General features: G+C 72.2%; 17 protein-coding genes and 1 riboswitch. Of the genes, 8 read left to right on the forward strand and 9 right to left on the reverse strand.

Annotated elements, in window-relative coordinates; translation table 11 throughout:
• The first annotated feature begins 332 nt into the window (after nucleotides 1-332).
• From ACZOOI_RS02705 to ACZOOI_RS02715, 3 genes are all read left to right on the forward strand, one after another.
• Nucleotides 333-743, forward strand: a complete 411-nt coding sequence (locus tag ACZOOI_RS02705; protein WP_465279220.1) for a PPOX class F420-dependent oxidoreductase — start codon at nucleotides 333-335, stop codon at nucleotides 741-743.
• A gap of 182 nt (nucleotides 744-925) precedes the next feature.
• A complete protein-coding gene (locus tag ACZOOI_RS02710; RefSeq protein ID WP_465281100.1) occupies nucleotides 926-1,555 on the forward strand; it encodes a CbtA family protein in 630 nt (209 codons plus the stop codon).
• A gap of 187 nt (nucleotides 1,556-1,742) precedes the next feature.
• A complete protein-coding gene (locus ACZOOI_RS02715) occupies nucleotides 1,743-2,423 on the forward strand; it encodes a P-loop NTPase family protein (RefSeq protein WP_465279221.1) in 681 nt (226 codons plus the stop codon).
• Here the strand turns inward: ACZOOI_RS02715 and ACZOOI_RS02720 are convergent.
• The 3 genes from ACZOOI_RS02720 to ACZOOI_RS02730 form a co-directional block, all read right to left on the reverse strand.
• The gene (locus tag ACZOOI_RS02720; RefSeq protein WP_465279222.1) at nucleotides 2,330-2,863 is read right to left on the reverse strand and encodes an Lrp/AsnC family transcriptional regulator; all 534 of its coding nucleotides are present in this window, start codon (nucleotides 2,861-2,863) and stop codon (nucleotides 2,330-2,332) included. The genes ACZOOI_RS02715 and ACZOOI_RS02720 overlap by 94 nt on opposite strands.
• A 122-nt stretch (nucleotides 2,864-2,985) precedes the next feature.
• Nucleotides 2,986-4,383, reverse strand: coding sequence for an NAD(P)/FAD-dependent oxidoreductase (locus ACZOOI_RS02725; RefSeq protein ID WP_465279223.1), 1,398 nt, complete (start codon nucleotides 4,381-4,383; stop codon nucleotides 2,986-2,988).
• A 223-nt stretch (nucleotides 4,384-4,606) separates the two neighbouring features.
• Nucleotides 4,607-6,055, reverse strand: coding sequence for an aldehyde dehydrogenase family protein (locus tag ACZOOI_RS02730; protein ID WP_465279224.1), 1,449 nt, complete (start codon nucleotides 6,053-6,055; stop codon nucleotides 4,607-4,609).
• A gap of 280 nt (nucleotides 6,056-6,335) precedes the next feature.
• On the opposite strand from ACZOOI_RS02730, the gene ACZOOI_RS02735 reads away from it, so the two are divergent.
• Nucleotides 6,336-7,787: an APC family permease gene (locus tag ACZOOI_RS02735; RefSeq protein ID WP_465279225.1), complete on the forward strand. Its 1,452-nt coding sequence runs from the start codon at nucleotides 6,336-6,338 to the stop codon at nucleotides 7,785-7,787.
• A gap of 189 nt (nucleotides 7,788-7,976) precedes the next feature.
• A complete protein-coding gene (locus tag ACZOOI_RS02740) occupies nucleotides 7,977-8,543 on the forward strand; it encodes a GNAT family N-acetyltransferase (protein WP_465279226.1) in 567 nt (188 codons plus the stop codon).
• Nucleotides 8,544-8,574: 31 nt separating this feature from the next.
• On the opposite strand, the gene ACZOOI_RS02745 is transcribed toward ACZOOI_RS02740, so the two are convergent.
• From ACZOOI_RS02745 to ACZOOI_RS02755, 3 genes are all read right to left on the reverse strand, one after another.
• Nucleotides 8,575-13,224, reverse strand: coding sequence for a HEAT repeat domain-containing protein (locus tag ACZOOI_RS02745; protein WP_465279227.1), 4,650 nt, complete (start codon nucleotides 13,222-13,224; stop codon nucleotides 8,575-8,577).
• 434 nt (nucleotides 13,225-13,658) lie between these two features.
• Complete coding sequence (locus ACZOOI_RS02750) at nucleotides 13,659-14,900, reverse strand: carbohydrate-binding protein (protein WP_465279228.1); 1,242 nt, start codon at nucleotides 14,898-14,900, stop codon at nucleotides 13,659-13,661.
• 224 nt (nucleotides 14,901-15,124) lie between these two features.
• Nucleotides 15,125-15,583 carry a (2Fe-2S) ferredoxin domain-containing protein gene (locus tag ACZOOI_RS02755; RefSeq protein ID WP_465279229.1) on the reverse strand — a complete coding sequence of 153 codons (459 nt, stop codon included), beginning with the start codon at nucleotides 15,581-15,583 and terminating at the stop codon, nucleotides 15,125-15,127.
• 114 nt (nucleotides 15,584-15,697) lie between these two features.
• Nucleotides 15,698-15,924, reverse strand: a riboswitch (cobalamin riboswitch).
• A 175-nt stretch (nucleotides 15,925-16,099) separates the two neighbouring features.
• Between ACZOOI_RS02755 and ACZOOI_RS02760 the strand changes: the two genes are divergently transcribed.
• Complete coding sequence (locus ACZOOI_RS02760; protein WP_465281101.1) at nucleotides 16,100-16,843, forward strand: GntR family transcriptional regulator; 744 nt, start codon at nucleotides 16,100-16,102, stop codon at nucleotides 16,841-16,843.
• 108 nt (nucleotides 16,844-16,951) lie between these two features.
• Nucleotides 16,952-18,115, forward strand: coding sequence for an ROK family protein (locus ACZOOI_RS02765; RefSeq protein WP_465279230.1), 1,164 nt, complete (start codon nucleotides 16,952-16,954; stop codon nucleotides 18,113-18,115).
• A gap of 252 nt (nucleotides 18,116-18,367) precedes the next feature.
• Here ACZOOI_RS02765 and ACZOOI_RS02770 read toward each other — a convergent pair whose 3' ends face one another.
• Together ACZOOI_RS02770 and ACZOOI_RS02775 are read right to left on the reverse strand one after the other, a co-directional pair.
• Complete coding sequence (locus tag ACZOOI_RS02770) at nucleotides 18,368-18,814, reverse strand: nitroreductase family deazaflavin-dependent oxidoreductase (protein WP_465279231.1); 447 nt, start codon at nucleotides 18,812-18,814, stop codon at nucleotides 18,368-18,370.
• On the reverse strand, nucleotides 18,811-19,485 hold the full coding sequence (locus tag ACZOOI_RS02775; RefSeq protein WP_465279232.1) for an NAD(P)-dependent oxidoreductase: 675 nt from the start codon (nucleotides 19,483-19,485) through the stop codon (nucleotides 18,811-18,813). The genes ACZOOI_RS02770 and ACZOOI_RS02775 overlap by 4 nt, the downstream gene beginning before the upstream one ends.
• Nucleotides 19,486-19,587: 102 nt before the next feature.
• On the opposite strand from ACZOOI_RS02775, the gene ACZOOI_RS02780 reads away from it, so the two are divergent.
• Nucleotides 19,588-19,977, forward strand: coding sequence for a winged helix-turn-helix transcriptional regulator (locus ACZOOI_RS02780; protein WP_465279233.1), 390 nt, complete (start codon nucleotides 19,588-19,590; stop codon nucleotides 19,975-19,977).
• A gap of 299 nt (nucleotides 19,978-20,276) precedes the next feature.
• Here the strand turns inward: ACZOOI_RS02780 and ACZOOI_RS02785 are convergent, their stop codons facing one another.
• Nucleotides 20,277-21,326: an SIS domain-containing protein gene (locus ACZOOI_RS02785; protein WP_465279234.1), complete on the reverse strand. Its 1,050-nt coding sequence runs from the start codon at nucleotides 21,324-21,326 to the stop codon at nucleotides 20,277-20,279.
• Nucleotides 21,327-21,840 lie beyond the last annotated feature (514 nt).

Raw genomic sequence — 21,840 nt, forward strand, 5'->3', positions numbered from 1 at the left:
GCTCCTTGAGCTCGGTCGGGGAATACTCGGCAAGCACTCGTCGCGCCTCCACCAACGGCCCCAGCTCGGGGCCTGGTTCGGCCACGCCCCGAAACAACAACGCCGAGGCCGCCGCAGCCTGGGCGGTGACGGCGCCGGGTTCGAGCGCGGGCGGCAGGTGCCCCGCCTACCCCCGGTTCCGCGAAGCGGCTCCGTAGCGGTGTGCGCCGTGGTGCGTGCGGCGCGGCATGTCGTCACGGCGCAGCACCGGCGCACACGAGCGCGAGAACGGCGCTCGGCGAAGGAGCCCGCACACTCCTCCGGGATCGAGGGCACGCCGTAGGATCCCGAACATGACGATTTCGCTGGGCGATGCCGCCCGCAAGCTCCTCGACGGGGCTCACCCGGCGGTGTTGGCCACCGTCAATCGTGACGGTGGGCCGCAGACCTCGGTGGTGTGGGTCGAGCGCGACGGGGACGACGTGCTGATCTCGTCGGAGGCCGGCCGTCTGAAGGAACGCAACCTGCGTCGGCAGCCGCGCGCGAGCCTGACCATCTACGATCCGGCCGATCCCGACGTCTACCTGGAGGTGCGCGGCACCACCACGATCACCGAGGACGTCGACCGTCGGCTCGCCGTCGCGTTGGCCGAGAAGTACGAGGGCCCCGGCGCGGGCGAGGAATACCTGGCGCTGCCCCCCGAGTCGGTCCGAATCACCATCCGCCTCACCCCAACCCGACTCACCGGCACCGCAACAACCTGACCACCCTCACACCCCACCCAACCCGGCCCCCCACAAACCAACAGCCGACCAAGCCCCCACAGCCCGGACACGCCATCTACACAGCCCAGGGCCGTCCACAGCCCAAGCAAGCCACCGCAACCCGCGCAAGCCAACTACAGCCCAGGCAAGCCATCGACAGCCCGGCCGGCGTTTGAGGCCAAATAGCCGGGCCGGCGCTTGAGGATCCCGAAGAGGAGATCGTCAGTCGGGGCGTGCAGAGCACCATCGGCATGCTGACCGGCGTGGGGGTGTACGGGATCGCCGTCGGCGGCTTGTTCGCGCTCGTCTTCGCCTTCGCCTACGGCAGGATCGGGCCGTTGCGCCCTCGTGCCACGGCCGGACTGCTGGCGCTGCTCGGGTTCGTGACGGTGATCGTGGTGCCATTCCTGAAGTACCCGGCGAACCCGCCGGCGGTCGGCGACCCGGACACCATCGGGCGGCGCACCGCGCTGCACTTCGGCATGCTCGCGCTGTCCGTGCTGTTCGCGGCGGCCTCGATACTGCTCGCCCGGCGGCTGACCCCAACGCTGGGGATCTGGAACGCCGTCCCGCTCGCGGTCGCGGCGTTCGTGGTCGCGGTCGGCGTCGCGATGTGGGCGATGCCCATGGTGAACGAGATCCCGGCCGAGTTCTCGGCCACGGTGGTATGGCGTTTCCGGGTCGCCTCGCTCGGCATCCACACCGTCATCTGGACCACGTTCGGCCTGGTCTTCGGGCTGTTGGCGGAACGCGTACTCTTCCCCGTCGCCGATCCGCGACCCGAATCGCGGGTCCCGGCCGCCGCCGGTTGACCGGGTCGGCCCACCCGTGTCGTGGCCGGCAACCCTCACCGGCCACGACACCAACCGCCGGCCGGGCCGTCCACGGCCCGGCCGGCGTCGTGCCACGACGCGTTCGGGGGCGATCCGCCCACCCGATAGGGTCGGTTCCCCGGATTCCCGTCATGCGGCCTCGGCCGCCTCCGTAGGCTGCGAGACCATGCGCAAGATCGTCGTCGTCGGGGTCGGCGGAGCCGGCCGGGCCGGGTGGGCCGATGCACTCGGCAACCGACTCGGGCTCCCCGTCACACACTTGGACACCCTGTACCGCCGCGAGGACCGATCGACCGCGCCCGCCGAGGAGTTCGCCGCGGGGTTCGCCGACGCGCAGCGCGCACTGATGGCGGCACCCGGCTGGATCCTGGCCGGCAACCACGCCCCCACGCTGGCCATGCGGTTGGCCGCGGCGGACACCGTGGTGTTCCTGGACATCCATCCACCGGCCGCGATCACCGAGTTGCTCGCCCGCCGCCGACGCCCCGGACTCGACGGCCGAGACCGGACGAACCCGAGTGTGCTGCGCTCCGTGCTGGCCTACCGCCATGCGGTTCGCCCCACGGTCCGCCGCCCACCGAGCGACCGCCCACCATCGAGCCATCGCGGGAACTCCGGCCTCTCTCTCATTCTCCGACCGCCCGGCCCGCACAGCCCGCCCGGCCCGCGCGGCCCGCAGCAACGCACCACCCGCACACCCGTCTGGCACAACGTCCGGGCACCACGGAAAAGGACCGTCGGGCGAACCGTGGCTCAGCGGTTGTCGCGCTGGTCCAGACCCGATCCCGGCGGTATCTCCGGCGAGTCGAGCAGGGACGACTCCACACCGCCGACACCCCAGCCGTAGGCCAACTTGTGTACTTCGAGGACGAAGAAGGAGTCGGTGGAGAGCACGCCGTCGATCAGCAGCAGCCGGCGATTGAGCAGGTCGGTGAAGTGGTCGGTGTCACGGCAGATCACCTCGACCATCACGTCGTACTGCCCGGCGACCATCACCACGTAGGACGTCTCCGGCAGTTCGCGCAGTTCGCGGCACACCTCCCGGGCGCTGCCGGGCCGGACCCGCATGCCGATCATCGCGAGCCGATCGAAGCCGATCGTCAGCGGGTTGGCGATGCCGACGATCTGGAGCGTGCCGCTCTCCTCCAGGCGCTGCACCCGGTAGCGCACCGAGGACGCCGGGATGCCCAGGTCCTCGGCGATCTGCTTGTACGCACGGCGGCCGTCGGCCTGGAGGATGGCGATGATGCGCCGGTCGATGTCGTCCAGCGGGCCTGCGGGGTTCATACGGCTGCTCCGGGTCTGCTGCGGCGCCGAGTTCGGCACGTCCTCTCGATCTTCGGCAGCCATCCTGCCCTGTTCGGCCGACTCCCCTGCCACGCCCGGCCCGCCGGCCCCGCTCGCGTCGCTCACGAGTCGAAGCCCAGCCCGAGCCGGTCGAGGGTACGCAGCCACATGTTGCGGCCGCCGTGCGCGTCCTCGCGGGCCATCGACCAGCGGGTGGCCTGGATGCCGATCCAGCGCGCGGGTTCGGGCGGGAACGGGATGGGCTTGCGCTTGATCATCTCGAGTTCCGTACGCTCGGACCGGGTGCCCGCGAGCAGGTCGAGCACGACCTCCGCGCCGAACCGGGTGGCGCCCACGCCCAGTCCGGTGAAACCGAGGGCGTAGCCGATCCGGCCGGCCGCGGCCGTGCCGGCGAACATGCAGAACCGGGTGGTCGAGTCGATCACGCCGCCCCACGCGTGCGAGAAGGCGACGTCGGCCAGCGGCGGGAAGGTCGCGGCGAACTGCTCGGCGAGCACGTCGAACGTCTGCGGGCGCTGGGTCAGCGCCTCGTCCACCTTGCTGCCGAAGTGGTAGATGGCGTCGTAGCCACCCCACAGGATGCGGTTGTCCTCGGTCTTGCGCACGTAGTGGAACTGGTTGCCCGCGTCGGTGACGCCGTGCGCACCGGTCCAGCCGATGGCGGCGAGCTGATCGTCCGTCAGCGGCTCGGTGGTCAGCGCGTAGTCGTAGACCGGCACCATGCTCAGGCCGAGCCGGCGCAGCAGCGGCGGGAAGATGTTGGTGGCCAGGGCGACCCGGCGCGCGCCGACGATCCCGTACGCCGTGGTGAGCCGGATCAGGTCGGTGGGCTTGGTGTCGATCGCGGTGACCTCGGTGCGCTCCACGATCCGCACGCCCGCGTCCAGGCAGGCCCGACGCAGCCCCCAGACCAGGCGGGCGGGGTCCAGGAGCGCATAGTCGGGCTGCCACACGCCGGCCGACCACAGCGGCGAGTCGACGTACGCCCGCAGGGCGTCGTGTTCGAGGTATTCGGCCTTCTCGCCGTGGCGGTTGGCCACCGGTACCGACGCACGCAGCGCCTCGGCCTGCCACGGGGTGGCGGCCACCGCGACCTTGCCGGTGCGGGCGAAGCCGCAGTCGATGCCGTGCGTGTCCAGGTCGCGTTCGAACGCGTCCAGGTTCTGCGTGCCCAGGCGTTGCAGCGTGTCGATCTCGTCCGGCCAGCGCTGGAGGCCGTTGGCCAGCCCGTGGGTGAGGCTGGGTGAGCAGAAACCGCCGTTGCGCCCGCTGGCGGCGTGGCCGCAGGTGCCCTGTTCGAGCACGAGTACGTCGCGGCCGGGATCGCGTTGCTTGGCGATCAGCGCGGTCCACAGGCCGGTGTATCCGCCGCCGACCACGGCCAGGTCGGTCCGGGTGTCCCCGACCTGACGGGGCAGCGGCTCCGGGCACTCGGGCCGGTCCAGCCAGAACGGTTCCTGGGCGGTGCGGCGCAAGGCGGTGCGGTGGCTGGGGGTCATGCGGTTTCCCTTGCGGGTTGTGGCCGATGTACGTGCTCTTGCTTGGCCTCATGCGCAGGCCGGGCCGCCTGGGCCTCGAACGCCGGCCGGGCTCCGTGGCCTCGAGCCCCGGCCGGGCTGTTCTTGGCCTCATGCGCCGGCCGGGCTGCTTGGCCTCGAATGCCGGCCGGGCTGTCATGGCCGGCGATCGAGGTCGAACAGCCCGGCCCGGCAATCGAGGGCCTCAGAGGTTGATGACGCCCGTGCGCAGGTCGGACATGTCCAGCAGGGTGTGCTTGCCGCCGATCCGGCCCCAGCCCGTGCCCCGGTTGCCGGCTCCGCCGAACGGCATGTTCACGTCCCAGAAGCACGTGCTGTCGTTGACCACGACCTGGCCGACGGCCATCTCCTCGACGAAGCGGTAGGCCGCGCGCATGCTGCTCGTGAACACCGCACCCTGGAGGCCGAGCTTGTCGTCGTTGGCCAGACGCAGTGCGTCGTCCTCGTCGGCGGCGGTGATGATCGGCACCACCGGGCCGAACGACTCCTCGCGCGAGAGCAGGCTGTCGACCGGGACCTGGTCCACCACGGTGAATTCGTAGTACAGGTCGGTCGGCATGCCCTCGCGGCGCTTGCCGCCGAGCAGCACCTTGGCGCCGCGCTCGTGCGCGTCGGCGATGTGCCGGTCCATCTTGGCGGCGACGCCCTCGTTGTTGAGCGAGCCCAGGTTGGTCGCGGCGTCGAACGGGTCGCCGAGCACCACGTCCTCGGCAGCGCGCAGTACGGCGGCCACGAACGCGTCGTGCACCTCGTCCACCACGATCACCCGCTCGGTGGCGCAGCAGACCTGGCCCGCGCACAGGTACGCGCCGTACACCGCGGCCTTGGCGGCGGCGTCCAGGTCGGCGTCCTTGAGCACGACCAGCGGGCCGTTGCCGGAGCACTCCATGATCGAGCGCTTGAGGCCGGCGGCGGCCTGGATCTTGGCGCCGGTGGCGGAGGAGCCGATGAAGCCGATCGCGTCGATGCCGTCGTGCCGCACGAGTGCGTCGCCGGTGGCGCCCTCGCCCGGGAGGATGTTGATCAGGCCCTCGGGGACGCCGGCGGCGACGAACGCCTCCATCGCCTTGAGCACGGTCAGCGGCGTGTTGGCCGGCGGCTTGACCACGTGCGCGTTGCCGGTGGCCAGACCCGGGGCGACGAACTCGGCGAGCATGAGCAGCGGGAAGTTCCAGGGGGTGATGATGCCCCAGGTGCCGACCGGCGCGTAGAAGGTCCACATCCGCTTGGTGCCGTCGGTGGAGGGCATCGTCTCGCCGTGCAGCCGGACCGCGTCCTCGGCGTGCAGGTGGAAGAGCTGCGCGGCCTCCTCGATGTCGGCGACCGACTCGGCGAGGGGCTTGCCCTGCTCCAGGGTCTGGAGGCGGGCCAGCTCGTCGACGCGCTTGGTGATCTCGTCGCCGATGCGGTGACACAGCTCGGCGCGCTGCCAGACGTTGACCCTCGCCCACGCGCGCTGTGCGGTGTTGGCGGCGGTGACGGCCTTGTCCAGGTCGGCGGCGGTGGGGACCGGAATGGTGGCGACGTACTCGCCGGTGACCGGGCTGATCACGTCGTAGCCCTCGGCGCCGGAGCCGTCGACGTAGGCGCCGTTGATGAAGAACTGGTGGCGGGCGGAGCCGTTGCTGCTCATGCGGGGGGTTCCCTCTCTGTCCTCGGACGGCGTGTGCTCAGACTTCATCAGCAACTTTGACCTGTCAATAGGTCTTAATGAGCAACTTCCACAGGTCTCATTTGTCGAATGAACAAAGACGAACCCTTGACGTGGTCGAAAACTCGCATCTATAACAGGGCCATCAGCAGGGCCGACGACGTCGCCGACAGCGGCGCCCCCGGAGCCCGCGACCCCTCCCCCTAGCGGCCGTCCCCCGGGATCACCCACCGGCCGCTCCCACCCCGCGAAGGGGACACAGATGTCCGCATCAACTCAGCCGGCCGCCTCCGGCTCCACCGGCCCCGCCACCGGCACCGCGGCGAATCCGCCCGCGCTCGCCAAGAAGATGCGCTGGTACGACGGCTTCGCGATGTCGCTGACCATGCCCGCCGCCCTGATCGCCTCGCTCGGCGCGTCGATCGGCGGACTCGGCGCGTGGGGCGCGATCGCGCTGTGGGCCGGTTCGATGGTCCTGGCCACGATCGCCAACTGGATCTACACCGAGCTCGCCGCGATGTTCCCCGAGTCCTCCGGCGGCATCGCGCACTATGCGACCGAGGGTTGGAAGAAGCGCGCACCGTTCGTCGGCCCGCTGGCCAGTATCGGCTACTGGTTCCCCTGGACCACCGCGTTGTCCGTGTACGCGGGCATCATCGGCTCGCTGGTCCAGGCCCAGTGGTTCAAGGGCCAGGACTGGACCCTCGACCTGGGCATCGCCGAGCTGACCTTCCCGATCGTGGTCGGCCTCGCGGTGATCGTGCTGCTGTTCGGCGCGGCCATGTTCGGCCTGCACGTCGCGATGTGGGTCGTCTACGTCACCGGCGGCATGCTCCTGGTGCCGCTCGCGGTGTTCATCGTGCTGCCGTTCGCCAGTGGCGACTGGAGCGCGAGCAACCTGCACTGGAACCTGCACGGCTCGGCGGGCATCCGCGAGTCGCTGGTGTGGCTGTACGTGATGGCCTGGACGTCGTTCGGCGTCGAGGTCTGCGCGACCTTCGCGCCGGAGTACAAGGACACCGTCAAGGACACCTCCAGGGCGCTGCGCGCCGGCGTGCTGTTCTCGCTCGGCGTGTTCATCCTGCTGCCGCTGGCGCTGGCCGGGTACGTCGGCGAGGGTGCGATCGCGCTCGACCCGACCACCTTCTACGTCGGCGCGTTCAACGACCTGGTGGGCGGCGCGGCCGACCTGATGGTGGTCTTCCTGATCGCCTCGCTGCTGCTGATCATGATCACCGGTCTGGCCGACGGTTCCCGGGTGCTCTACAACATGGGCAAGGAAGGCACCACGATCAAGCAGGTCGGCGTGCTCGACAAGCGCGGCGTGCCGGCCCGGGCACTGATGATCGCGCTCGTGGTCAACGTGGTCATCCTGATCGCGCTCAAGACGCCGCTGGCGATCATCGTGACCGGCAACCTGGGCTACATCCTGACCCACATCCTGGCCATCTCCGGCTTCGCGATGTTGCGCAGGGACCGCCCGGACCTGGCCCGCCCGATCCGGCTGCCGAACTTCTTCGTCCCGTTGGCCTGGCTGCTCGCCGCGTTCCTGACCGTGGTGCTGGTGGTCGGCGCGACCGGCTTCTCCATCACCGGCTACGGCGGCTACAAGGAACTCGGGGTCGCCTGCGGGGTGCTGGTCGTCGGCGTGGCCCTGTGGCTGTACCGCACCAAGGTCCAGGACCCACGCGACGCGGCCACGAACCGCCGCTGACCTTCACCCACCAGCTCACCACGGACGGGGTCCCGCGCTCGGCGCGGGACCCCGTCCGTCGTGACCGGCCGATTCGCCGTGACCGGCCGCTTCGCGACCCCGCTTCGTGTCGTCGCCGGGCTCGGGACACCCGCCTCGCGGCCGCCCGGTTTGCGACTCGGCCCGGAGTACACCGGGCACACTCGACCCATGTCCACCGAACCCCCGAGCACGTACCGACTGGCCTCCGCCGTCGAACTGACCGGCCCCGGAATCCGACTGCGCGAATGGACCGACGCCGACCTCCCGGCACTGGCCGACCTCTTCGACGAGGTCGAGACGGCCCGATGGACCCCACTCGCCTCGCCCTTCGATGCCGAAGCTGCCCGCGAGTTCCTCGCCAAGGCCCGCCTGGCCAGGGCCGAACACCGCTCGATCCAACTGGCCGTGACCCTCGACGGTGGCGAACCGTGCGGCGTGGTCATGTTGTTCGTCGGCCTCGACGACCGCCACGATCAGGCCGAATTGGCCTACGCGATCGGAGCTGCCCATCGCGGGCGGGGACTTGCCGTGAAGGCGGTCCGGCTGATGACCGGCTACGCCTACCACGTGGTGGGCGTGCACGCCGTGGGGCTGCGAATCCCGCCGGACAACGTCGCCAGTATCGGTGTGGCCCGGACCACCGGGTTCGTGCGCGCCGACGCGCCGGCGATCGTCCGCGACCGCCGTGGCAGTCCGGTCACCCTGGACATGTGGCTGCACCGGCAGCTTCCGTGATCGCCGCCCCTCCTCCCCGTCTCCACGGAGGTCAGCCCGGGGCGGCCTCGATCCGGTCACGGAGCCTTGTGTAGCGGGCGCGGTGGTCCGGGCGGGCGTGGGCGGCGGCCTTGCGCAGGGTGGGCAGCGCGGGCACGCCGATCCGGGCCAGTCCCTCGGCGGCGGCCTCGCGAAGCACCGGGTCGGCGGCACCGAACAGGGTGACCAGGGTCGGCACGGCGGGCTCCCAGCGGGCGTACGACAGGGTACGAATGGCCATCCGCACGATGTCCCGACGCGGATCGGCGAGCAAGCCCTCGGTATGCCGCAGGTACGTGGCGCGGTCCAGGAGGCGGCGCGAGATCCGGTGCGCGTGCAGCCGCACCCTCGGGACCGGATGGCCCAGCAACTCGACCACGAGGGCCCGTACTTCGTCGTCGCCGGCGTACTCGTCGGCGAGCCGGGACAGCGCCCGGCGGGCCTGTTCCGGGGCATCACCTCGGATCGTTGCGATCAATTGGTCGCGGGTGGGGCGCTCCGCGCCCACGGGTACGGAGCGGGTGCGCAACGCGGCCAGGGCGGTGCCGTTTCGGGTGGCGGCGTCGACGCCGAGCAGGAGGCCGTCGGTCGGCTTCAGTCGGTCGGCCAGGGCCGTGCGCCCCTCCGCGCGCAACCGGCACACGGTCTCGGTGAGTTCCGGAGTGCGCCGGATCCGACGATCGAGCAGCAGGTCCAGACAGCCCCAGCGGCCGGCTTCGAGTCGGGTCCGCAACACCTCGGCGAGCGCGTCGGCGGGGATTCGGCGGGTCGCGGCGAGCACCCATGCCCTGGTCGCCGGTGTGCCGTTCTCCCACCAGGAGACGAGCTGCGGTGCCAGTTGCTCCAGGTCGTCCGCGGGCAGCACCGCGCTCAGCTCGGCGGCGCGTTCCCGACCGCCCTCGTCGTAGTCCGCGAAGTCGGTGCCGTGGGCGATGTCGAGCAGGCCCCGGGCAAGTCCGAGCTGCGGTGGCAGGTCGAGCGTGCCACGCAGACAGGCGTCGAGGGTCGCCCGCCGCACCTGCGGCTCGTCCCAGTCGCTCAGCATGCGGGCGGCGGCGCTGCGGCGCGCCGGGTCCTCGGCGGTGAGCAGGGCGAGCAGACGTTCGCGTTGCGGGGTGGAGCGGGGCTGGTCCAGGTCGGTCGGGTCCGGTACGCGCGTGGGCGCGACGACGCGCGCGGCTCGTTCGGCCAGGACCCACGAAGGCGCGTCGATCGGCTGAAGCTCCGTCAACCAGTCGAGCAGGGCCGCCCGGTGCTCGGGATCGGCATCCGGGAAGACCTCGAGCAGTGCGTCGACGCGCGATCGGGAGTCGATGTCCGCCGAGCCGGCTTGGGCGCGGAAGGCGGCGAAGGCTCGGGCCGAGCGCACCGCGACATGCAACGCGGACCGCCACGCGGCGACGCGGGCCCGTGCGTCGGGATCCGGGGGTGCGGCAGGGTCCTCGACCGAGCCGGACTCGCCGGCACGCGGATCGGGCTTGCCGGCACGCCGATCGCGCTCGCCGGTCGCCGCGCCCGCCGGGGACTCGGACCCGAACGCGAGCCTGAGCACCTCGACTTCCGCCTTCCACGGGTTCGGACCCCGCCGCGCGCCGGCCAACGCCCGGTCCACGTCGTCGCGGGTGAGTACGGCTCCGCAGCGGCGCAGCACCGCCAACGGGGTCCGTCCCGCGAAGGATCGCGCGGGCAACGCACGGATGCGGGCTGCCAGGACGAACGCGGCGACCTCGGACAACGAGTCCGCGATCCCTTCGAGCACCTCCCCCGCCCCGGCCACGGCGCCGAGTTCCGCCGCGAGCACGTCGCACGCCTCCGCGAACGCGCCGCGCTCGGCGGCCGACCAGGGCGCGGGACACGCGTCCAGCGCCAGGCGCAGCACGGCGGCCCGATCCCCGGGCCGATCCGCGGGTTGATCACGCGCGACGGCCAGCAACTGCGGCAACGCCGCCCGTAGGGCGGCTCGTTGCTCGGCCCCGATCCTCCCGGGCTGCTCGGCCAGGCGCAGCACCGCGCGCGCCTCGTGACCGGGTCTGCCCTGCCGGGCGAGTGTGATCAGATCGGCCCGCACCTCGGCATCCTCGCCGGCCGACGGCTGCGTCCAGGCGATGTCATACGCCGCGAACTCCCGGGTGAGATCCTGCGGTTCGCCACCTCCCAACGCCGTCGCACCGCCCGCCAAGCGGGTCAGCAGCGGCTGCGCGACCGGGGATCCGCGCCGGACCAGGGTCGTCACGGCCCGCACGGACAACTCCCCGTCCAAGGCATCGAGCAGCAGCTCGCGTTCGCGCGCGTCCGTCGCCCGTTCCGCCGCCGACAGGACGCACGCCGCGTACGCCCTTCCCACGACGGCGCGGATCGCGGCCGTCAGCGACTCGCGCAGGCCCGGGTTGTCATGGCCGCCGAGCCATCGGAGCAGCGCGGGGACCTGGGCCGGCGTACCGGCGTCGATCAACGCCTGGGCCGCCGTCTTCTTGATGTTCATCACCGGGTGGTCCAGGCACGCCGCGATCGACTCCCCCGCCCAACGGGCCCGCGCATGGCCGAGGGCGTGCAGGGCCTGACGCACCGTCTGCGGGTCGGCGGCCGAGGTGAGCGGGATCAGGCTCGCGGACAGGGAACGTGCGGCGTCCACGTCGGCGTCCCGGGCGAGCAGTGCGATGGCGTGCTTGCGAACGTGTGGATCGCGGTGCCGGATCAGGTGGTGCACGCGGTCCTTGACGTGTGCCGACGGTACCCGGCCCAGGAGTTCGAGCAGCACGACCAGTTCGGCGTCGGTGACTCCGGCGCGCCCCAGGACATCGAGCGTCAGATCCACGACGAGCGCGTCCCGCGCCGCCTCCGCGGACGTCGCGTCGAGCAGGCAGGCCGGGCGCAACGCGCGCCGTCGGTACAGGCGTTCGCCGAGTGCGCCGATCGATCGCCGGACGCCGTCCGGCACAACCGGTTCGGCGACCTCCTCGCCGCGGTTGGCCACGAGCTCGCTCACCCCGCGCAGCAGCAGGTCCGCGAGCACGGGAACGGTGCGCGCATCGCCGTGGTCGGCGAGTCGGCACAGCGCGTCGTCCGGTCGAAGCACATCCAAGTCCGCGGTGAGCGCCGGGAGTTCGTCCGCGTCGGGAATGCCGAGGTCCGCCGCGACCCGTTCGGGCAGCTCGCGACGATTGAGCCGACCGCGCAACTCCCGGCGCGCGGCCGGGTCGTCGGTGAGGAGCCACAACACCTCCAGCGCGAGGTCCGCCACCGCGCGCAGATACGGCGCGACCACGCGGTCGGGGTCGGTGACGCCCAATGCCTCGCGCAGCGCCGCGACCGTGGCCGGCCCGCCGATCGCCTCCAACGCGCGCAGCGCCGCCCGGGGTGCGCGGGGCAGGGTGGCGAGGACGACGCCCTCCGCGTCCGTGTACCGCAGTTCGCGCAGGACGGACAGGATCGGCTCGGGTCGCGCCGAGCCCGCGAGTCGCGCGGTGAGCACCTCACCGACCGGCAGGTCGGGCGCGCCCTGGGCGGCCAGCGCGTACAGCAGTTCGGCGCAGCGTGGCCAGTGCGGGTCGTCGTCGGGAACCGCCGTCAGAGCCCGCAACACCTCGTGCCGCACGGTGAACAACACGATCGCGAAGTCCGCGGTGGACACGCGGTAGTCGGCGAGTGCCATCTCGATCACGGCCGGCACGTCGTCGGCTCGGACGAAGTGACCGCGTCGATGCATCGCCCGCAGACACGCGGCGAACGGCGCGGCGAACAGCAGCGGGTCCGTGCCCGCAAGCGCCGACAGTGCGGCCGTATCGCCGCGTTCGGCGAACTCCCCGACCAGTTCCAGGGCGCGCCGCCGCGAGTTCCCCGGCAATCCCGGATCCGCCGCGATCTCGCGCAGCAGCCCGGCCAGGCCGAACCGGGCCGCCGTCTCCACGGCCTCGGGATACTCCGACACCACCCGTCGCAACGCCGGTTCCAGGCCCGCCGGCGCGTCCCCGTGGGCCCACGGTTCGGCCAATTCGGCCAGCGCCCCCGCGACCACCCGCGCCCCGCCGGCCGGATCCAGCAGCTCGACCAACCGGCCGCGCGCCTGCTCGGGAACCAGCAGCGCGCCGTACACCGCCGCACGCAGCACCCGCAGCGCCGCCTCGCGCAGCACGGGATCGGGCCGGGCGATCAGACCGCGCAGGTAGCCGTCGAGGTCGGCCGGCGCGTCGGCGTCGATCAGGCGCACCGCCTGGTACAGCTCCTCGCCGAGCGGTTCGGCCCGCACGGTCGGCTCGGGTCGGCCGATGATCTCGGCGCGCAGCCAGGCGATCCGCACCCTGGCCGGCCACGCCGCCGACCGCCATTCCGGCGCCGGAACGCGCAGTCGCGCGCACGCCTCGGCCAGTACCGCCGCCGTCTCGGCCGACCCGGGCGACACCCCGGACAGCAGGCTCGCCGACTCCGCGACCAGGCTTTCGCTCGCCGACTCCGCGAGCAGGCCCTGATCGGGTCGCCCCGCGCGCTCACGGAGCAGCACGACGCCGAGGTGGCGCAGCGCCGGGTCCGGATGCCCGATCAACTGCCGCAGCACCGCGACCGGGCAGGGCATCCCGTCGAAGTAGGCGGAGAGCCAGCCGACGTCGCCGCGGCGCACGGCCTGCGTCACGGCGTCCGGCACGACGGCGCGGTCGGAAGTGGTCATCGCTCGATCCTAGGCAGGCCGCCGAATCGGTACGAGCGAGTATCCGCGCCGGGCGGCGCCGCGCGGACTCAGCGCCGGGTGTGGCGCTGCGCGGGCTCGCGGCCGCCGGGCCCACATCGGCCGGGGCTCACCTCTGCCTCGGCTCACGTCCGCCGTGGCTCACGTCCGCCGTGGCGCGGCTCTCGGCAGCTCGCGTGCCTGCCCTGACGCATCCCTCGACAGCCCCGCGCCCGCGCGACTGCGCCGGGAGCCGCTCTCGTCCCGGGTCACCGAGTCACTGCCGCGCCGAGTCGGCCGCAGCACCCCGCAACCGCGGACGCCGACGGGCCGGAGCCGCCGCATCGGCGACTCCGACCCGTCCACGCGCTCACCGCTGCGTCGTCACGCGCGGCGGCGCCGGTCCCGCGGTGGTTCGGGTCGGCGCAAGGTCCGGGTCAACACGCGCCCAGGTCCTGCCACACGCCCCATTGACCGGTCGTACCCGGCTCCTCGCCCTGGGTCCACCACTTCGCCTTCCACGAATGACCCTTGTGCGACACGGAGTTGTTCGCGACGTAGATCGCGGCGCGGTCCCACGCCGTCGTGCTGCACGTGCTCGGCGGGACGGTGGTCGGCGGGGTCGTCGTCGGCGGGGTCGTGGTGGGCGGCGTGGCGCCCGCGAACCGCACGGAGAACTTGGTGAAGTCGTAGGCGCCCTGCGGCACGCTGCTGCACACGCCCGAGGTCTTGCCGTTGTTGTCCGGAGGCGTGCACTGCCGGTCCCGGTTGACCGACCAGTTCGTGAAGCGCGCCATGTGGTGGCTGACCGCGTAGTCGTACACGGTCTGGAAATCGGCCTGGTGGAAGTACTCGCCGGTGTCGCTGCGTCCGTTCATCTGCGAAACGCCCTCGTGGGCATAGGCGGTGGCGGTGTCCCAGCCGAACGTGTCGCGCAGGATGGTGTTGAAGTTGGTCAGCGCCGAGGTCTGCGCGGCGGCGCCGTTGAACCCGCCGTCGAACGGCATGATCGAGAAGTTGTCCGGGACGAAGCCCTGCGCCTTGGCCTCGTTCAACATCTGCTTGCCGAACCAGCCGGTGCCGTCGGCGGTGGCGGCCGTGGTCACCGAGAGGTAGATGCCCGGGTTGCGCTGCTGGATGATCTTTGCGGCGCCGATCTCGTTGTGGATGGCCGCGGCGTTCTCGTACTCGGGCTCCTCCAGGTCGAAGTCCAGCGCCTTGAGCGAGTACTTGTCGATCACCTGCTGGTACGCGGCTGCGGTCGCCTCGGGGGTGCCGCAGGTCTGGCCGAGCTTGGTGCCGCCGTAGCCGCCGGCGGACGCCGAGACGTCACCGCCCTTGGCTCGAATCGCGGCGATCACACCGGCCACCGCGGTATCCGTCGAGGTCGGCTTGGTGCCGTCCCAAGTCGGCGTACAACCTCCGCCGTTGGGAGCCAGGATGAAGGCGAGCTGGAACGCCTTCAGGCCGGTGGCGTCCATCACCGCGCCGGCGTCCGGCGGGTCGTTGTCGAGCGGCATCAGGTATGGGGCGGCGGCGTACCAGTTGCTGCCGATGCCGGTGGCCGCCGGGGACGCGGCGGGACCGGCGGCGGTGGCACCACCGGTGAATGCGAACAGCGAGATCAATCCGGCCGACGCGGCGGCGGCGGCCAGGACGGGGACGTAGCGACGTGCCACGGGGGACTCCCTCGATGGACTTGGTATAGACCAATGGCCAAAGGGTGGCCTTCCGCTTCCGGCCCGTCAATACATTGGACTGGACCAATTTTCCCGATGTTCCGCGTCGGTGTCGGCCGCCCGGCCGGTCCGGCGCCCGATGTTCGTCCGGGCGTTGCCCGGGTGGGGCGGCCTTTTCGTCGGGTCGTCTTCGCGGCCGGGCAGGCTTCGGGGATGAGCCCTCGTCAGGAGTCCAACCCCTGCCGGGCCTTGCGGTTCGGTGTGAATTCGTACAGGTCCAACACCCCCGGGGCGTCCGCGATCCCCGGGCCGCCCGCCGCCGCCCACGCCGCTATCTCACCGGTCGTGTCCGGGTCGTTGACCGTCCCGAACCAGGTCGGCCGGCCGCCCGCCGCACGGCCCGTCGGCGAGGGTTGCACCACGATCACGTTGCCGCGTTCGCACGGGCCCAGACAGTCGCTGAGCCGGACCGCGACCCGAGTGCCGGTCAGGGCCGCGCCCAGCGCGGCCGGTTGGCCCGCGTGATCCGTACCCGCGATCTTGGCGGTGCCGCAACAGCAGCCCCGGCACACGGTGATCGTGCAGGCGGCCGAACCGGCGGGCGGCGCGGGCTGCTTCGACTGCTTCGACTGCGCCGCGCGATCACGACGAGCGGCACGTTGCGAGCGGTCCGAGCGGGTCATGGGAACTCTCCTTCGCGAGTTCGATCCGGGTCCCGACCGAGACGACGCGGCGGAGCCGGCCACGAACACGCGACCCACCCTCCCACCGGGCTCCGGTCGGGCCGCGCACGGTCGGGCCGCGCACGGGCGAAGGCAGGTCTTCGGACTCGTGGGCACGTCGGCCCGTCCGGGCACCGACACCTACCGGCCGTCGCTTCCCGGACGCCGTGCTCGGCGTCCAGTGCGTGTTGACGGCTCTCGTTCCCACTCACCGCTGCGGGGCAGTTCCGGACTCGCACCGGATTCCCTCTTGCGACACGCACCCCGGTCGGGGGCGTGAACCATTCGCGCAGGTCAGCTTAGGCGCCGGCGGTCCGGTCAGGGTGATGTGAGCCAGGTCACCGGGAACTTCGGCCGACTTGGTCTGGACCTTTCGTGGTCCGACGCGGTTATATTCAACCGTCTTTACTAAACCGAGCATGCAATAAGTCCGCGCCGCGCAGGCGTCGGCCAGCCGAGGGGGCGTCCGTGAGCAGCATGGCGACATTGCCGGACGAAGCGGTCTTCGGCGAGCCCAAGTACTGGCAACTGCGCACCTCGCTGCTGAAGGCGATCGAGGAGGACTTCAGCTCCGGCGACATCCTCCCCAACGAGCGCGACCTCGCCGCCCGCTTCGGCGTCGCCCGGGCCACCCTGCGGCACGCGCTGGAGCAGCTCGAACTCGAAGGCCGCCTGGTCCGCAAGCGCGGCGCCGGCACCACCGTCGCCGGACCGCGCGTGGACGTCTCGCTCAGCGCCGACGGCGAGGGCTGGCCGGGCGTGGACCTGCGCGACCGCGAGGTGATCGACTGCGCCACCGTGCCGGTGACCGACGACTTCGCGGACACCCTCAAGGGCCGCCCGTCCGCCCTGGTACACCGGCTGCGCCGCCGCCAGTTCTCCATGCGCCAGGTGGTCGGCCTGGAATGCCTGTACGTCTCCCGCGCCGTCGTGCCCTCGTTGTCCACCCGCGTCCCCGGCTTCGAGCGGGCCTCGCTGATGCTGCGTCAACTGCGCGGGCACCGCCTGGAGAGCCGGCACCGCGCGGTCGAGCTGGGCGTGGCCGAGGCCGAGGAGGCGCGCTACCTGGAGCGTCCGCCCGGTACCGCCGTGCTGATCGTGACCACGACGTACACCGCGCTCGGCCGGACCGCCGCGGTCACCGTGGCGACCTACCGCGCGGACACCTGCCGGCTGGCGTTCGCCGAGACGGGGCCGACCGCGTTGCGGCCCGCGTCCTGATTCGACGCGAAACCTGGGTACCATCCGCGCCTGAGCAGCGACGTGTACGACGGGCGCGGCGGCCCGGACGGACGTACCGCGCGCCGGCGCGATGAGAGGACAAGAGCTGTGGCACAGGCGACCGGCGGAGACTCCTCCGTGGTCCGGCGGATCAACTCCGCGGCAACCCTGCGCACGTTGCGCGCCGGCGAGGTGTTGACCGTGACCGCGTTGATGGAGGCCACCGGTCTGTCCCGCCCCACCGTCGAGCAAGTCGTCGACGGCCTGCTCGCCGAGGGTCTGGTCGTGGAGACCACCACCGCCGAGAGCGAGGACGGCAGTCGACCGCGTGGTCGTCCGGCCCGACGCTTCCGCTTCCACGCCGAGGCCGGTCACCTGCTCGGCATCGACGTCGGCGTGCACCACATCCGGGTCGTGCTCGCCGACCTCGCCGGCACGATCGTCGGCCGGGCCGCACGCACCGTGGAGGAGGATTGCGAGGCCGAGGACCGGCTCGAACGTGTGCGCGGCCTGGTCAGCGAGACCCTGCGCCGGGCCCAGGTCTCCCGGGGTTCGCTGTGGGGTGTGGGCGTGGGCACGCCCGGGATCGTGGACACCGAGGGCGTGGTCACGCTGTCCTCGGCGATGCCGGGCTGGACCGGCCTGGACCTCGGCGGCCGACTCGGCCGCTCGTTCAGCTGTCCGGTCCAGGTCGAGAACGACGCCAACCTGGCCGCGATCGGCGAACGCTGGAAGGGCGTCGCGGTCGGTTCCGACGACATCGTCTACGTGATGGCCGGCCTCAGCCCGGGCGCCGGCTCGTTCATCAACGGCCGCCTGCATCGCGGCTTCGGCGGCGCCGCCGGCGAGATCGGCGCACTGCACCTGCTGGGCCGCCAGGTCACCCCGGAGAACCTGCTGTCCACCACCGGCACGCCGTTGCCGCCACTGGACGAGGCGGCCGTCGGCGAGGTCTTCCGGCACGCGGCCGAGGGCGACCGGACCGCGACCGAGGCGGTGGACCGATTCGTCCAGCGGCTGATCCACGACGTCACCGCGCTGGTGCTGGCGCTGGACCCGGAGATCGTGGTGATCGGCGGCTGGGCGGCCGGCCTCGCGGACGCGGTCCCGCCGCTGACCACCGAGCTGCGCCGGTTGTGCCTGCGGATGCCGCGCGTCGAACTGTCCGCCCTGGGCGCCGACGGCGTGGCCCTCGGCGCGGTACGGGTGGCCCTCGACCGGGTCGAGAACCGCCTGTTCGCGGTCGAACACACGGGCTCCGCCAGGGCCTGACACGACCTTTCGCGGACCGCGGCGGTCGGGACGGACCGGCCCGGCGGCCACCGCCGCGCGGACGGGGACGCGGGGTCTCGGCCCTCGCCACGTGGTCGGGGCGCGCGTCCAGACCGCCGACACCCGCTCAGGACACGGATTCGACGGCCGGTGCCCGGTCAAGACACGGATTCGACCGCCGCCGCCCGATCAGGAAACGGGCCCGACCGCGATGCCCGGTCAAGACACGGGCCCGCGACCGCCGCCGCCCGGTCAGCAGGAGGCAGGTTCCGCTCCCGCCGGCACCCGCTCGATGATCACCACCGGAATGTCCCGGGTCGTGCCCTCCTGATAGGCCCGGTACGCCGGCATCGCCGCCACCATCAGCGCCCACAACCTCGGCTTCTCCGCCGCCGTCGCGGTGCGCGTGCGCGCGGTGAAGGTCTCGCCGCCGATCCGGACCGTGACGATCGGCTCGGCGACCAGGTTCAGGTACCAGGCCGGATGCCGATCGCCGCCCCGGTTGGAGCCGGTCACGATCCACCCGTCGCCGTCGCGCACGTACACCAGCGGGGTCTGCCGCAGCAGTCCCGAGCGCCGCCCGCGCGTGGTCAACAGCAGGTCGTCGATGCCCTCCCGGGGCCGTCCGTCCGTGGCCAGGAAGCGCTCGATGTGCGCGGCCACCCACGGATCGGGATGGGCCGCGACCGGCTCGGTCATCGCCCGTCCTCGATCCCGACATGCACCCCGCGCAGCTTCGGCGCGTCGATCTCGTCCAGCAGCGCGATCGCGAAGTCCGGATAGGACACCCGGCTTTCCGCTGCGCCGGGTGCCGGGCGGTAGTAGCCGGTACGGACGCCTTCGTGGTCGAAGTCGCCGGCCGGGCTCAACACGACCCACTCCGGCACGGCACCCGAGGCGTCGCCGACACCCGAGGCGCCCGACCCGCCGGCCGCCCGCAGTGCCGCGTTGCCCTCGGCATGCGCGAGGAAGAACGCCCGGTACTCCTGCGGATAGCCCGGCGCGTCCATCAGCGGTTCGCCGGTGGCGGTCGGCAGCACCGAGGCCAGCCCCACCCACACCAGCCGCCCGACGCCCGCCCGGGCCAGCCCGTCCAACAGCGCCTGGACCGCCCGCGCGAAGAAGTCCCCGAGCATCGCCGCCGGATCGAACACCGCGGCGATCGCCGCATCGTGCCCGGCCGCGAGTTCGGCCACCGAGTCCGCGTCGGTCACGTCGCCCGCGAGCACCCGCACGTCCGGGCCGGCCAGGTCCGGGTACTTCGCCGGCTCGCGCACCACGGCGGTGACCCGGTGCCCCCGACGCAGCGCCTCCGCGACCGCCGCGCGTCCGGTCCGTCCACCCGCGCCGAAAACGATGATGTCGCTCATCGATCCACCCCCGCTCGTCCGGGTCGAGCCCTTGCTCCGACCACCGCCACGCACGCTACCCAGGGCGGTGGTTACCTCCCGGATACCGACTACGGTGGACCCATGAGCGAGGCCATCCGAGAACCCCTGCGCGCGGACATGTTCGACCCGGTCTGTCCGTCGGACCTGTCCCCGATCCGTTTCGGCGACAAGTGGGCCGGGATGATCATCCGCTGTCTGGAGGGTGGTCCGCGGCGCTTCTCCGAACTGCGGGTGCCCCTGCACGGCATCACCGCCAAGGTGCTCACCCAGTCGCTGCGTACGCTCGAACGCGACGGCCTGGTCAGCCGCACCGAGCACGAGACCCCGGTCCGCCGGGTGACCTACGACCTCACCCCACTGGGACGCAGCATGCTGGTCCCGATGGACGCCGCCTGCGCGTGGACGGCGGCGAATTGGGACGAACTCCTCGACGCACGCGAGGCATCCACGGACCTGAACCGGACTGCGTGAGCCCGGCCGCGTGAGCCGCGCCGCTCCGGCCGGACCACGTGCCCCGAAGCGGGCGGGGCGGCGGGGCGCGGCCCCCTCGGATCGCGACCCGAAGGGGCGGCCCGGTACGGCTAGGCCGTGTCCGGTGGATCTTGGTGGATGAGGTCGCGTCGTCTGGTGCCGTGGCTCGGCGTGCCGGAGAAGCAGCCGCATAGTGGTTCTATTCGGCTGTTTCTCCGGTGCGGCGAGACGAGCGCAGCGACGAGCCCGAAGGGCGGATGCCAGGCGGCACGGCCCCACCAAGATCCGCCGGACACGGCCTAGCGCGTCTCGGTGACCTTCGCCAGTGCCCGAGGGGCGTCCGGGTCGCAGCCGCGGCCCAAGGCGACCTCGCGGGCGAGCAGTTGCAGCGGCAGGATCTCCAGGATCGGCGACACCTCCTCGGCGTGCCCGGTCGGCAGCACGAAGCCCCGACCGTACTCGGCCACCGACTCGGCGGACCCGATCACGTACAGGTCCGCGCCTCGCTCGCGCAGCCGGTCGAGCACGGGTCGCAGTGCCTGCCCGCCCGCGCCGTCCGGCGCCACCGCGAGCACCGGCCAGGCCCGGTCGACGATCGCGAGCGGGCCGTGCATCAGGTCCGCGCCGGAGAACGCCTGGGCGCCGATGTAGCTGGTCTCCATGATCTTCAGCGCCGCCTCGCGTGCGGTCGGATACCCGTAGCCGCGCGCGGTGACCACGAGCCGATCGGCGAACCGGTAGCGCTCCGCGGGCGCCTCGATCTCCGCCTGCCGATCCAGGATCGCGTGCGCCGCCTCGGGCAGCGCGCGGGCGGCCTCGCCGGTACCACCTCGAAGGTGGTCGACCAGCAGGAACAGGGTGAGTAGTTCGGCGGTGTAGGTCTTGGTCGCGGGCAGCGCGAGTTCGGGACCGGCCAGCACGTCCAGATGCAGATCGGATTCGCGGGCAAGCACGGAATCGGCGTTGTTGGTCACCGCGAGCGTGAGTGCACCGTCCGCGCGGGCCTGTCGGGCGGAGGCGATCAGGTCCGGCGAACCACCGGACTGGCTCACCGTCACCACCAGGCAGCCGGCCAGGCGTTGCCGGGCGCGGTAGGCGGTCGTGGTGGACATCGAGGTGAGGCCGGCGGGCAGCCCGAGCAGCACCTCGGTGAGATAGCGCGCGTACAACCCGGCGTTGTCGGAGGTCCCCCGCCCGGTGAACAGGACGAACCTCGGGTCGCGCGCCCGGATTTCCGCGGCGACGGTACGGATCGGGTCGAGCCCTTCGGTCAGGATCCGAGCCAACCCTTCGGGCTGGGCCGCGATCTCACCGGCCATCACCGACCCGGGCACGGGAGAAGCGGGCATGGGGTGATACCTCCGGCTGCGACGAAGCGGAGCACGAAGTGGTGGACCCGACGTGCCTCGAACACCCCGGAACGACGTCCGGCGCGGTGCCTCGAAGGTATCCATCGGGCCGAAGGAGTTGCAATATTGGTCTGGACCTCTTTGTTGGGCGCCTTCGGCGCCGGCTCGCGAGGCACCACTTTTTTCTCTCCTCCGCTTCGCTCCTCCGAGAAAAAAGTGGCCCCTCGCTCGTGACTTCGTGTCCCTCCGCTTCGCTCCGGGGCACGAAGTCTTGGTTTTGCGGCTCCGCCGCTCTCCGCGCTTCGCGCGTCGATCGCGTGGGCGGCGCGGGTCGGGGGCGCTGACGCGCCTGGGGGTAGGCGAGGGGCGGGGGCGGGTTCGGGTGTCTGGGTGACGAGGGGTGGGGCCTGGGTCGGGGGCGCTGGTGGCAGGGCCGTCGTCGCGTCCGGTACGAGCGGGTGGCTGTCGTCGGCGGCGGCTGCGTGGTGGGCCCGGGGGTGGGGTGCCGGCTTGG

This window comes from Embleya sp. L77 (assembly GCF_055557415.1).